This is a genomic window from Mycobacterium sp. SMC-21 (assembly GCF_045310825.1).
Classification (GTDB): Bacteria; Actinomycetota; Actinomycetes; order Mycobacteriales; family Mycobacteriaceae; genus Mycobacterium.
In genome coordinates this window covers 1-13,258 of sequence record NZ_JBJIAO010000002.1, presented here as the reverse complement: position 1 = coordinate 13,258, position 13,258 = coordinate 1, and the positions used below count along the sequence as shown (strand labels likewise).

Below are 13,258 nucleotides of genomic sequence, written 5' to 3'. Positions count from 1 at the left end.
CGGGTTACCGCCGCTTCTGCTTGCGCGCGGCCTCACGGCGTTCCCGACGCGAGCCCGGGCCCGCCGCGTGCCGGCCACCCTCGCGACGCACCTCCGCGGACCCGTCCTCTGCTGGACCACTGTAGGTCATGGCCGGGGCCTTGTCCTCAATTCCCTTGGCGCGCAACGCGGCCGGTGCGGCCTGCTCTTGGGCGGCGTTCTGCTCGGCCTCCGCGGCGAACTGCGCGAGCCCCTGCGGCGCGGCGACCGGGGCCACCTGCGGCGCCTGCTGAGCCTCGACCTGCACGTTGAACAGGAAGCCGACCGACTCCTCCTTCAAGCCTTCGAGCATGCCCGTGAACATGTCGAAGCCCTCGCGCTGGTACTCGACCAGCGGGTCGCGCTGCGCCATGGCCCGCAGGCCGATGCCCTCCTTGAGGTAGTCCATCTCGTAGAGGTGCTCGCGCCACTTGCGGTCGATGACGTTCAGCAGGACGCTGCGCTCCAGCTGCCGCATGGCGCCGGGGCCGGCGATGGCCTCCAGGTCGGCTTCGCGCTTGGCGTAAGCCTTTTCGGCATCCGCGATCAGCGCCTCACGCAGCTCGTCCTGCGTCAGCTCGCCCGGCTCGCCGACCTCGTCGGAGTCGATCAGGTTGTGGTAGTCCAGGCCGACCGGGTACAGCGTCTTGAGCGCGTCCCACAGCTTGGCCAGATCCCAGTCCTCGGCGTAGCCCTCGGCGGTGGCGCCGTCGACGTAGGCGGTGACGACGTCGACCAGCATCTTGTGCGCCGTGTCCTGTACGTCCTCACCCTCGAGGATCGCCTTGCGCTCGCGGTAGATGACCTTGCGCTGCTGGTTCATCACCTCGTCGTACTTGAGGACGTTCTTGCGGACCTCGAAGTTCTGCCCTTCGACCTGGGTCTGCGCGCTCTTGATCGCGCGGGTCACCATCTTGGCCTCGATCGGCACGTCGTCCGGCAGGTTCAGCCGGGTCAGCAGCGCCTCGAGGGTGGCACCGTTGAAGCGGCGCATCAACTCGTCGGACAGCGACAGGAAGAACCGGGACTCGCCCGGGTCACCCTGACGGCCCGAGCGACCGCGGAGCTGGTTGTCGATACGACGCGACTCGTGCCGTTCGGTGCCCAGCACGTACAGGCCACCGACCTCGCGGACCTTCTTGGCCTCCTCCTCGACCAGCTGCTTGACCTTCGGCAGCTCCTCGTGCCAGGCCGCCTCGTACTCCTCCGGGGTCTCGACCGGGTCCAGACCGCGCTTGCGCAGGCGCGCGTCGGCGATGAAGTCGACGTTGCCGCCCAGCACGATGTCGGTACCGCGGCCGGCCATGTTGGTGGCAACCGTGACGGCCTTCAACCGGCCCGCCTCGGCGATGATGCTCGCCTCCTGCTCGTGGTACTTGGCGTTGAGCACGTTGTGCGGGATGCGGCGCTTGGTGAACTGCTTGGACAGGTACTCCGACCGCTCGACGCTGGTGGTACCGATCAGGACCGGCTGGCCCTTCTCGTAGCGCTCCTGCACGTCGTCGACGACGGCGATGTACTTGGCCTCTTCGGTCTTGTAGATGAGGTCGGACTGGTCCTGGCGGATCATGGTCCGGTTGGTGGGGATCTGCACCACCCCGAGCTTGTAGATCTCGTGGAGCTCAGCGGCCTCGGTCTCCGCGGTACCGGTCATGCCGGACAACTTGTCGTAGAGGCGGAAGTAGTTCTGCAGCGTGATGGTGGCCAGGGTCTGGTTCTCGGCCTTGATCTCGACGTGCTCCTTGGCCTCGATGGCCTGGTGCATGCCCTCGTTGTAGCGGCGGCCGACCAGCACGCGGCCGGTGAACTCGTCGACGATGACGACCTCGCCGTCGCGGACGATGTAGTCCTTGTCGCGCTGGAACAGTTCCTTGGCCTTGATGGCGTTGTTCAGGTAGCTGACCAGCGGTGAGTTGGCGGCTTCGTAGAGGTTGTCGATGCCCAGCTGGTTCTCGACGAACTCCACGCCGGCCTCGTGCACACCGATGGTGCGCTTGCGGATGTCGACCTCGTAGTGGACGTCCTTCTCCATGAGCGGCGCGATGCGCGCGAACTCGGTGTACCAGTTCGAGGCGCCGTCGGCGGGGCCGGAGATGATCAGCGGGGTACGGGCCTCGTCGATGAGGATCGAGTCGACCTCGTCGACGATGGCGAAGTTGTGGCCGCGCTGGACCATGTCGTCGACCGAGTGCGCCATGTTGTCGCGCAGGTAGTCGAAGCCGAACTCGTTGTTCGTGCCGTAGGTGATGTCGGCGTTGTACGCGGCGCGACGCTCCTCCGGCGTCAGCTGCGACAGGATCACCCCGACCTCCAGGCCGAGGAAGCGGTGCACGCGGCCCATCCACTCGCTGTCGCGCTTGGCCAGGTAGTCGTTGACGGTGACGACGTGCACACCCTTGCCGGAGAGCGCGTTGAGGTAGGCCGGGAGCACACAGGTCAGGGTCTTGCCCTCACCGGTCTTCATCTCGGCGACGTTGCCGTAGTGCAGCGCCGCGCCGCCCATCACCTGGACGTCGAAGTGGCGCTGGTCCAGCACGCGCCAGGCCGCCTCGCGGGCGACGGCGAAGGCCTCGGGCAGCAGGTCGTCGAGCGACTCGCCACCGGCGATGCGCTTCTTGAACTCTTCGGTCTTGGCGCGCAGCTCGTCGTCCGACAGCTTCTCGACGTCATCGGACAAGGTGTTGACATAGTCGGCGACCTTTTGCAGGCGCTTGACCATGCGGCCTTCACCGATGCGGAGCAACTTCGACAGCACGCTTTTCCCCTGTGGGTCTGGAACGGATATACGTCGGCGGGTTAGACGTGACCATCGTAGGTGACCGGCGGAATCGGCAGATAAGAGTGCGCCCCCGGCGGTTCGGCCGGGGGCGCATCAGCGGGACCTCAGGACAGACGGATCAATCCGTAGTCATAGGCATGTCTGCGGTAGACCACCGTCGGCCGGTCGCTCTCCTTGTCATGGAACAGGAAGAAGTCGTGTCCGACCAGCTCCATCTCGTAGAGCGCATCATCGACCGTCATCGGGTTGGCCGGGTGTTCCTTGACGCGGACCACCTGACCGGGCACATGGTCGTCGACCTCGGCGGCTGCGGTCTGGTTCGGCACCTCCGGCAGATCCTCGGGCGGGACGATGGACGTCGCCTCGGCCAGGCCCACCGGCGTCTTGTCGCCGTAGTGGATCTTGCGGCGGTCCTTGCTGCGCCTGAGCCGGTTCTCGAGTTTGCCGACGGCCGATTCGAGGGCCGCGTAGAAGCTGTCGGCGCAGCCTTCGCCGCGAACGACCGGCCCGCGGCCGCGTGCCGTGATCTCGACATGCTGGCAGTTCTTGCGCTGGCGCCGGTTCTTCTCGTGGTCGAGTTCGACATCGAACAGGTAGATGGTGCGATCGAAGCGCTCCAATCGAGCGAGCTTCTCGGAAACGTAGATGCGGAAGTGTTCGGGGACCTCGACGTTGCGGCCCTTGACGACGACGTCGGCGTGCGGTTCGGGCGCAGGCTCGGTGTCGTCGGCAAACATGGTCGAGCGGGCAGAATCCACGGATTGGGTTGTCATGCTTAGCAACTCGCTTCTCTCTCGCAGTGCACGTGTGGCTCTTCTTGCACACGGTCTGAACTACGCGCCGAGCGGGTCTGCAAGTCGCCGCAGCCCGGCGCAAGGTGTTGACTACTCACCTCCTACCGCTGTCAGCGATTTGGTACCGAGTGAATATGTCGGTACCGCCGTGAGGCTTCACGGGTGGTTGCAGCCGACGGTAGTCCGAGTTCACCTAGTCGTGCCACCGATTTCGCATACCGGTTTTGAGAACTTCATATCGAGTTGATGTAGGTACTGCTCCGGCCGTGTCGTGCCGTCTCGAGGCTCACGCGTGTGCTATTGCGAGCACCGCCGCCACCTGTGCTCCGGATGTTTGCAGGACCCGAACGGCCTCGGCTGCCGTCGTACCGGTCGTCACCACATCGTCGAACACAATGGTCTCCCCCGCCACCGGTGTGCGCTGTCGAACCCGGCCGCGGATGTTGCGCTGTCGTTGCGCACTGGAGAGGCCGACGGAGTCTCTGGTGAAGGCCCGCATGGCCAGCGCCGGCTGGACCGTCACTCCCGGAAGAGCCGCGGCCGCGGCGCGTGCGATCTTCGCGACGGGGTCGCCGCCGCGGCGCCGGGCGGCCAGGCTGCGGGTGGGCGCGGGCACCACCGTCAACGGCGGCACGATCAGACCCCAGGTGATCAACGTCCGCAGGGCCGCGGCGACCGCGTCGGCCAGCGGCGCCACGAGATCGGTGCGGCCGTGCTCTTTGAGTCCGACGACGGCCCGTCTTCTGGCTCCGGCGTAGCGCCCGAGCGCGAAGACCGGCACCCCCGGGTCCTCACGCGGCGTGACGACGTGCGGCTCGTCGGGGCGGACCGTCAGTTCCGCCGCGCAGGCGGGACACCAGCGCGTCGCCGGCGCGCCGCAGCCACCACATTCGACGGGCAAGACCAGGTCGAGCATGGGGTCAGCATGACTCGGGGGTACGACACCAGCCCGATCAGCCAGGGAGCACGGGCAGCGCGCCCGCGACCATCAGCGGCCGGATATCGGTCCACATCAGGTTGTTGTCCGCTGCCGAACCCGACAGCTGCAGAATCCCGCGCTGATCGGCGAGGTACACCGTCGAGGTATTGGCCGCCACGGTGGACACCGGGACGACCAGGTTCCGGGTGGGTCCGTCGGAGTTCACGCCGTCGAGGTTGACGTATGACACGGGATGCGCGCCGTCGGTGCGGGTCACCACGATGTCGTCGCCGGTGCGCCAGGACAGCGACAGCGCCGTGTTGCCCAGACCGAAGCCGAGCCGGCGTGGATAGGTGAGCGCGAGCTGGCCGCCCTCACGCAACTCGACGCTCGCCAGGATCACCTGGCCGTTGATCACCATGGCGGCACGGGTGGCGTCCCGGGACAGCTGCAGCGCGCTGATCGGACCGGGGAACTTGGTGGCCACGGCCGACGAGTCGACGGGGATGCGGGCGGGCTGGCCCGACGCCGCCTCCTGGATCGCGCGCACGACGTTGGTGCCGTCGACGACGATCCAGATCGCATCGTCGAGCGACCAGCTGGGACGCGTCAGCGTGTGCGCGTCGAGCGCCTGGGCCGCATCGCCGTTGAGCGGACCCACCCACAGCGACTGCGCCATGTCCGGCGCGCCGGGCCGCAGCGTCACCACCGAGGCGACCTCCTGCCCGCTACGCGACAACGCCGCCGAGGTCTGGCCCGGCAGTTGGCCGAACGCGCCGGCAACCCGCGGCGCGTTGTCTCCTTCAAGCGACACCAGCGATCCCCCGGCCAGGGCATGCAGTCCGGCCGCCGCGCCGGGATCGGCACCCGGATCGGTGGCCGCGACGTCGGAGGTGTTCCACCCTTCGGCGAAGCGGTCGTCGAGGGCGGCACCGTCGGCGTTGATCACATACGGGCCGTTGACGCCGGCCCGGAACAGCGTCCAGATGATCTGTGCCGCAAGCAGTTGCCGGCTGTGCGGGTCGGTGGTCGACAAGCTCTCGAGGTCGATGCGGGCGCCGCCGTAGCCCCGCCCGACACCGGTCTTGCCGCCGTCGGCCCGCGTCACGGGACCACGCAACCGCAGCGGTGCGGCCATGAGATTCCGCACGCTGCTGGCCATCTCGGGGCGCGGCCCGGACAACAGCTTGGTGACGAGTTCGGTGGCGAGTTGGTCCGGGTCGGACACCGCGACGTAGCGCGGGTCGGGCACGACGGTCTTGCCGGTCGGGTCGACGAAGTACAGTGTGTCCCGTTTATAGGTGGACTGGAACTGTTGCCAGTCCAGGAAAACCCCGTTGGGCAGCTTGTCGATGCGCCAGCCCCGCGGCGTCTTCACCAGATCGATGGGGCCCGGGTCGGGCAGCGCGCCCTCGCCGGTCTCGAACACCCCGACATCCGACAGCGAACCCAGGATGTCGGCGTGCATGGTCACCGAAACCTTGTCCGTGCCACGGGTTTCCACGAACACGACGCGGTCGATCAGCAGGGCACTACCGGCGTCGTCCCAGGAGCGGGAGGCCGATTCGGTGAGGAACTGGCGTGCCGCGAGATGCCGGTTCGCGGGATCGGCGGTCGCTTTGAGGAATTCGCGCAGCAGCAGGTCCGGGTCCATGCCCGGCGACGGCGTCGGCAGATTCCGCGGGGCCGGACGGTCGACCGTGCCCACAGCCTGCGGTGCCGACGAACTGGGTACGCCGGCGCATCCCGTCAGGACCAGCATCAGCACCGCGCAGAGCGCCAGTGCCCCTTTCATGACGTCTCCCCCGCGGGCAGTTCGCCGGACGAGAGGGCCGTAACCGATTTGGGGCCAGTGGGTTTGAGCGGCAGCGGGCTGGTGGTCACCTTGTGACCGCGCACCAGCGGCAGCGTGAGCCGGAAGCAGGCGCCGTGCCCGGGCTCGCCCCAGGCCTCCAGCCGGCCCTGGTGCAGGCGGGCGTCCTCGATGCTGATGGCCAGGCCGAGGCCGGTGCCGCCGGAGCGCCGTACCCGCGAGGGGTCAGAGCGCCAGAACCGGCTGAACACCATCTTCTCCTCGCCCGGTCGCAGACCCACGCCGAAATCGCGGACCGTCACTGCCACGGTATCCACATCGGCGGCCATCTTGATCTGAACGGGCTTCTTCTCAGCATGGTCGATCGCGTTGGCGATGAGGTTGCGCAGAATGCGCTCGACGCGGCGCGGATCCACTTCGGCGATGACGGCCTCGTCGGGAAGATGCACGGCGAGTTTGATGTTCGCGTCGTCGGCCAGGTGGCCGACGTTGTCGAGCGCGCTCTGCACGGTGTCACGCAGGTCGACCGACTCCACCGACAGTTCGGCCACACCGGCGTCGTGCCGGGAGATTTCCAGTAGATCGGCCAGCAGCGTCTCGAAGCGGTCGAGCTCGTTGACCATCAACTCTGTCGAGCGCCGCAGCGCCGGGTCGAGTTCCTCGCTGTGGTCGTAGATCAGGTCTGCGGCCATGCGCACCGTCGTCAGCGGCGTCCGCAGCTCGTGACTGACGTCAGAAGTGAAGCGGCGCTGCAGATTTCCGAACTCTTCGAGTTGAGTGATCTGCTTGTGCAGGCTCTCGGCCATGTCGTTGAACGACACCGCCAGGCGCGCCATGTCGTCCTCGCCGCGCACGGGCATGCGCTCGGTGAGGTGCCCTTCGGCGAACCGCTCGGCGATGCGCGACGCCGAGCGCACCGGCAGCACGATCTGCCGCGCCACCAAAAGGGCGATGGCCGCGAGCAGGCCGAGCAGCACGATGCCGCCGGTGGCCATGGTGCCGCGTACGAGAGCGATGGTGCTCTCTTCGTTGCTCAGCGGAAAGATCAGGTACAGCTCGAGATTCGTGACCTGCGACGACGTCGGGCTACCGACGATCAGCGCCGGACCGGAGAACCCGTCGGTGTGGACCGTCGCGTACTGATAGCTGACCTGACCGGCTTTGACGAAGTCCCGCAAGGAGTTCGGAATCTCGCCCACCGGCCCGGCCGACGTGGCCGCCCGCGGACCGTCACCAGGCACCACCAGCACCGCGTCGAACGCACCGGCCAGCCGCGAGCCCGAATCGACCTTGCGGTCGATGAGAGTGTTGCGCGCCAGCTGCAGGCTGCTGTTGAGCGAGCGCGTCTCCTCGCCGCCGACGATGCCGCTCACCGTCGTGCGGGCGTGCTCGACCTCCTCGGTACCGGCGCGGACCTTGGCTTCGAGGATCCGATCGGTGATCTGACTGGTCAGCACGAAACCGAGCACGAGAATGACCGCAAGGGACAACCCCAGCGTCAGGGACACCACGCGAAGTTGCAGCGAGCGGCGCCAGGCGTAGCCGACCACCCGGCCGACGGCACCCAGCCCGCGCACGAAAGCGCCCGAGCCGAAACCGCCACGGATACGCCGTCGGGATCCCCAGATCACCGGCGCCCTACGGTCTCAGGCTCGGGCGTGACGAGCCGTCCGATCACGGCGGTCCGGCCTTGTATCCCACTCCTCGAACGGTCAGCACCACCTGCGGGTTCTCGGGGTCCTTCTCGACCTTGGCCCGCAGGCGCTGCACGTGGACGTTCACCAGGCGGGTATCCGCCGGGTGGCGGTAGCCCCACACCTGTTCGAGCAGCACGTCACGAGTAAATACCTGGCGCGGCTTCCGGGCGAGAGCGACCAGCAGGTCGAACTCCAGCGGCGTCAGCGAAATCTGCTCGCCCTGACGCGTCACCTTGTGGGCCGGCACGTCGATGTCGACGTCGGCGATGGACAGCATCTCTGCCGGTTCGTCGTCGTTGCGGCGCAACCGCGCCCGCACCCGCGCCACGAGTTCCTTCGGCTTGAAGGGCTTCATGACGTAGTCGTCGGCGCCGGACTCCAGGCCCAGCACCACGTCGACCGTGTCGGTCTTTGCGGTCAGCATGACGATCGGCACGCCCGAGTCGGCGCGCAGCACACGGCAGACGTCGATGCCGTTCATTCCGGGCAGCATGAGGTCCAACAGCACCAGATCCGGACGCAGCTCGCGGACCGCGGTCAGCGCCTGGCTGCCGTCACCGATGACGGCGGTGTCGAAGCCTTCGCCCCGCAGCACGATGGTGAGCATCTCGGCCAGAGATGGGTCGTCGTCGACGACCAGAATGCGTTGCCTCATGGCGTCCATGGTGTCACCAGATCGCGATAAAGCTGTGATCTCCGATGGGTGTTTTGCCTTCTACCTGACAACTTGCTGGTAAGCGACGTGGCCCGATCACCCCAGCAGCGTGGCGGCCAGCTCCCCCGGGTCGACGTCAGGTGCCACCAAAGCCCAACTGCCGACCCAGTTTTCGCCCGCCAGCGCGGTGTAAACCGCCGCGGTGCGGCCCTGCAGTCCGCCGTCTCGCTCGTAGGCGTCGCGGGTCCGCGTCGCGTCCTGCGCTTCCCGGCGCGCCGCCCGCTCCGCGGCGAGATCGGTCGGCACGTTGAGATAGAGCTGCCAATCCGGCACCGGCAGCCCCAACCGCTCGAACTCGAGTTGCCGCACCCAGGCGACGACTTCCCCGTCGGCGTCCTGGTGCAGCCGGGCCGCGCTGTAGGCGGCGTTGGAGGCGACGTACCGGTCGAGGATCACCACATCATGCGCGTCGCTCAGTTCCGCGATCTCCGCCTTGGCGCCCGCGCGGTCGAGCGCGAACAGCATCGCCATCGCGTACACCGACTCCGCCAGGTCGCCGTGCTGGCCGTGCAGCGCCTCGGCCGCGATGTCCGCCTCGACCGAGCGGCCGTACCGCGGGAACGCCACGGTGGTCACCGACTTGCCGTGGGCCTCGAACTGCGCCCGCAGGCCCTGGGTCAGGGTGTTCTTCCCGGCACCATCGACGCCTTCGATTGCGATCAGCACGTGGCGAGACTAATTGCTGGATTGGATATATCTGCTGCGCGACGTCACAGAAACATCGCAGAAATCGCACGGTGACGCCTGATCAGTACTTTCGCGCGATGGCGACCAAGATCGAACCTCCCAAAAGCGAGATGATCCGGCTCGCGAACAAGCCACCCTGGTACACGTCGCTCTTCGTGCAGTTGCTCGTCGCAATCGTCGCCGGGATCCTGGTGGGCTGGCTGCAGCCGAAAGTCGGCGCGGACCTCAAGCCGCTCGCCGACGGCTTCATCAAGCTCATCAAGATGCTGATCGCGCCGATCATCTTCTGCACCGTCGTGCTGGGCATCGCGCACGTCGGCGACCTCAAGTCGGTCGGCCGGATCGGCGTCAAAGCGTTGATCTACTTCGAAGCGGTGACCACCTTCGCGCTGCTCTTCGGGCTGGTGGTCGGCAACATCGTCAAACCCGGGGCAGGTTTCCACGTCAACGCCGCCACGCTGGCGGCCGGGGCCGACGCGATCGCGAAGAAGACCCAGAACAAGGAACTGCCCCACACCGTCGACTTTCTGCTGAACATCATCCCGGAGTCGGTGTTCAAGGCATTCACCGACAACAACCTGCTGCAGGTGCTGTTCTTCGCCGTCCTATTCGGGCTGGCGTTGGCCAAGTTCGGCGAGAAGGGGCCGCCCGTCATCCTCGAGATCGTCGACCACCTGAGCCACCTGTTCTTCACCGTCATCGGCTGGGTGATGCGACTTGCGCCGATCGGCGCGTTCGGGGCGATGGCCTACATCATCGGCCAGTACGGCATCGGTTCCCTGAGCAGTTTCGCCAAGCTGATCGGCTGTTGTTATCTCGCGGCCGCGCTCTTCATCGTGGTGCTCGGGGTCGTCGCCAGGGTCTTTGCCGGGGTGAACTTGTGGAAGTTCGTCGTCTACATCAAGGACGAGCTGTTCCTGGCGCTCGGCACCGCGTCCACCGAGGTCGTCCTGCCGCGCATCATGGCCAAGCTGACCAATGCCGGTTGTTCACGCACCACGACGGGTCTGGTGGTGCCGACCGGCTACTCGTTCAATCTCGACGGAGCGACCCTCTACCTCTCGATCTGTGTGCTGTTCCTGGCCCAGGCCTTGGGCGTGAACCTGAGCCTCGGCGAACAGATCACCGCGGTCCTGGTGCTGATGCTGACATCGAAGGGCATGGCCGGAGTGCCCGGATCGTCATTCCTCGCGCTGTCGGCGACCGTAGCCGCCATCGGCCACGGCGCCATCCCGGTTGCCGCTGTGGCCCTGCTCCTGGGCGCCGACCGCATCATGGATTCGATGCGTGTCTCAGTGAACCTGCTGGGCAACTGTGTCGCGACGTTCGTCGTGGCCGCTTGGGAAGGACAACTCGACAAGGACCGCATGCGCAAAGTGCTCGACGGCCAAGACGTTCCACCGCTCGACGACCCTGACCCTATGGTGGATACGGCTGAGGGTGGCGGACGTACTGCATCCACGTCCAACTGATCGCCCTACGGCTAGGACCTGTCGACCGACTCGCCCCCCTTCGGCCGCCATCCGAACTGGCGTTGTAGCGGAAGCAGCCGAGGCGAAGGAGAACAAAGTTGACGCTCACCGAATTGGCAAGGGCTCTGGAATCAATCGGCATCTCGCCTGCGACCGTTGCGCTCGGTGGGCATGCGGACTACGCGTGGGCTGTCGAGCAGTCCCCTGAAGGCGCCTGGGAAGTGTATTGGTACGAGCGCGGCACCAAAAGGATGCCTGCTTTCAGCTCCTCGGGCGCTTGACCTACAGTCAGCTGTTGGCTGGCGTCATCGAGGCCAAGCAGTAGTCTCATCAGCGAGTGCCAAGCGCGCATACCCCTGAAATTCATTCTTTTCCAGGGGTATTCACGTGTCGGTCAGAGTGGCGGTGGGACGTCGCTATCTGCTGGCGGGGGCTCGGCCGCCTCCCGCGATTGCTGTTGTTCTTCGGCCTGGCGGGCGGCTTCGCGCGCCGCATGGCGGCGAGCGGCGGCTTCTTCGCCGTCTGCGATTTTTTGCAGCTCGGCTTCGTTGAGTGCGCGTTCGTAGGCGATCTGTTGGGCCTGGTCTTGCGCGCGGGTGCGGCGGCGGATGGGCATCATGATGCTCCGGCCGGGGGCCGTGACAGTGTCCAGATCGACGGTCTCTGGTGGTGGATTGGGCAGTGGCGTGTCGGTGATGGTGCGGGGGAACAGGATTCGGCTTTCGGGCACGCTGATGTAGGTGTGCCCGGTCGGTGCGGTCCACACGATGGTGCCGTCGGGTTGTTGACGGTCCTGCCAGCCGTCGGGGCCGCCGTAGAACGTTTTCAGTAAGTGGTGTTTGCGGCACTTGGGGTTCAGGTTGCCCGGATGGGTGGGACCGGCCGGCCACGGCACCGTGTGGTCGATATCGGAGGCGGTGGCCGGGTGATCGCAGCCCGGGAACATGCACGTCATCGCCCGCATCCGCACGAACTCATCCATCGCGGCCGACGGCCGGTATCGCGGCACCTCATCCAGGTCGGCGGCGGAGGCGACCGAACGGACCTTCGCGCCCCGGGCGACAAGGTCCGCCAACACTGTCGGCGGGATCACGCCGCCGCCGAGGACATAACCGACCGGCGCCCGCACCGGCGCCGGAGGCCGCGCAGGCGCCGGTGCGGGCGCCGACTCAGGCACCGGCGCGGTCGCCGGCGTGGGCGCCGCGTCGACCACCGGTGTGGACGTGCTGTCGCTGGCTGGTTCGAACGCAACAGGCGCCAGGGTTTCAGCGGCCCGCGAATCGGCCACCGGCGCCGGCTCGGACATAGGCATGGGCGTCGACGCCATGTCGTTCGCCGGCTCGGCTGCTGGCGCAGGTGCAGGTGCGAAGACCGGCTCAGGCGTGAACACCGGCTCCGGCGCAGACGGGGCCGGCGTGGGCACCAGCGGCGCGGCCGGGTCCCCGCTGAGCAGCGGGTCAGGCACCGGCGCCGGCAGCCCATTGGTCAGCACATGAATCATCACCGCCGTCGCCCGCGCATCAGGCCCAGCCGCCGGGCAGTCGGGATTGCCGCACTGGCAGGCCAGTAGGTCCCCGCGTGCTGCCAGGACTCCCAGGGCGTCAGCGCGGCGCTGCCCGAACGTACGCGGATCGTTCTCGCACACCTGCCGGGCCATCTCGGTCAGCACCCGATCCAGCAGTTCGGCATCGGTGGCCAGTAGTGCACCCCAGATCGAGGCCACGCCGGTCTCGTCATCAGGCTTGCCCACCCCGACCCCACGGCGGCGCGCTGCTGAGCGGACTTTCAGGACTGCGGCGGGGTCGAACTTCTGCACCCAACCGTCGATCTTCTTCTCGATCTTCTTGCGCGACAACCCCGCCCACTCCGACAGTGCTCCCGCGAGCGCGGCGTCGATCACCGCCAGCGTGTTGGGGTCCTCGACCAGACGAGTACGCCAGCAGATCGCCCCGACCGTCCGCGCCGAGACTCCACCGTCGGCGAACACCGCCGCCACCCGAGGTAGCCGGAACCGCAACGCCACCGCGATCGACAACTGCCCCGACGCCTCGCGCTTCCCGATCCCCAGCGCCGCCCCGACTTCGGCGACCGCGGCGTCCCAACCATCGCAGGCCCACCACTGCCGGCCATCCTGATCATCGACCCGCAGCATCGCCAGGTCGGCGACGGCTGTCAGCCGGCCCGCAGCGCACTGGTTTTCCACCCGCGCGAAGTGGATCATCAAGTCGACCACGCCGGCATCGTGGACCGGCACACCGCCGGCCCCGATACCAGAATGTTCGAACATGTGTGCTACTCCTCACCTTCTCGTGGGTAGCTGAGGGTGGAGCCCGCCCAGGCAGAGATAGATCATTGAGGTCAGTG

At 67.2% G+C, this 13,258-nt stretch carries 10 protein-coding genes; 2 read left to right on the top strand and 8 right to left on the bottom strand.

Going from position 1 to position 13,258, the window contains the following annotated elements; genetic code table 11:
* Positions 1-4: 4 nt before the first annotated feature.
* The 7 genes from secA to ACJH6H_RS01900 all read right to left on the bottom strand — a co-directional run bounded on the left by secA (position 5) and on the right by ACJH6H_RS01900 (position 9,401).
* The gene (secA, locus tag ACJH6H_RS01930) at positions 5-2,773 is read right to left on the bottom strand and encodes a preprotein translocase subunit SecA (protein ID WP_060999057.1); all 2,769 of its coding nucleotides are present in this window, start codon (positions 2,771-2,773) and stop codon (positions 5-7) included.
* A 128-nt stretch (positions 2,774-2,901) separates the two neighbouring features.
* The gene (gene hpf / locus ACJH6H_RS01925) at positions 2,902-3,534 is read right to left on the bottom strand and encodes a ribosome hibernation-promoting factor, HPF/YfiA family (RefSeq protein ID WP_406774253.1); all 633 of its coding nucleotides are present in this window, start codon (positions 3,532-3,534) and stop codon (positions 2,902-2,904) included.
* A gap of 343 nt (positions 3,535-3,877) precedes the next feature.
* Entirely contained in the window at positions 3,878-4,507 is a 630-nt protein-coding gene (locus ACJH6H_RS01920) for a ComF family protein (protein WP_060999053.1), read from the bottom strand.
* 37 nt (positions 4,508-4,544) lie between these two features.
* Positions 4,545-6,305: an MtrAB system accessory lipoprotein LpqB gene (gene lpqB / locus ACJH6H_RS01915; protein WP_135355349.1), complete on the bottom strand. Its 1,761-nt coding sequence runs from the start codon at positions 6,303-6,305 to the stop codon at positions 4,545-4,547.
* Positions 6,302-7,954, bottom strand: a complete 1,653-nt coding sequence (gene mtrB, locus ACJH6H_RS01910) for an MtrAB system histidine kinase MtrB (protein WP_060999049.1) — start codon at positions 7,952-7,954, stop codon at positions 6,302-6,304. The genes lpqB and mtrB overlap by 4 nt, the downstream gene beginning before the upstream one ends.
* Before the next feature lie 43 nt (positions 7,955-7,997).
* Complete coding sequence (gene mtrA, locus ACJH6H_RS01905; protein ID WP_020102929.1) at positions 7,998-8,684, bottom strand: two-component system response regulator MtrA; 687 nt, start codon at positions 8,682-8,684, stop codon at positions 7,998-8,000.
* An 87-nt stretch (positions 8,685-8,771) separates the two neighbouring features.
* The gene (locus tag ACJH6H_RS01900) at positions 8,772-9,401 is read right to left on the bottom strand and encodes a dTMP kinase (protein WP_060999048.1); all 630 of its coding nucleotides are present in this window, start codon (positions 9,399-9,401) and stop codon (positions 8,772-8,774) included.
* Between the two features lie 98 nt (positions 9,402-9,499).
* Between ACJH6H_RS01900 and dctA the strand changes: the two genes are divergently transcribed.
* Both dctA and ACJH6H_RS01890 read left to right on the top strand, forming a co-directional pair.
* Positions 9,500-10,894 carry a C4-dicarboxylate transporter DctA gene (gene dctA, locus ACJH6H_RS01895; protein WP_318984100.1) on the top strand — a complete coding sequence of 465 codons (1,395 nt, stop codon included), beginning with the start codon at positions 9,500-9,502 and terminating at the stop codon, positions 10,892-10,894.
* A gap of 98 nt (positions 10,895-10,992) precedes the next feature.
* Entirely contained in the window at positions 10,993-11,175 is a 183-nt protein-coding gene (locus tag ACJH6H_RS01890; protein ID WP_131808711.1) for a hypothetical protein, read from the top strand.
* Positions 11,176-11,288: 113 nt separating this feature from the next.
* On the opposite strand, the gene ACJH6H_RS01885 is transcribed toward ACJH6H_RS01890, so the two are convergent.
* On the bottom strand, positions 11,289-13,181 hold the full coding sequence (locus tag ACJH6H_RS01885; RefSeq protein ID WP_406774132.1) for a DUF222 domain-containing protein: 1,893 nt from the start codon (positions 13,179-13,181) through the stop codon (positions 11,289-11,291).
* Positions 13,182-13,258 lie beyond the last annotated feature (77 nt).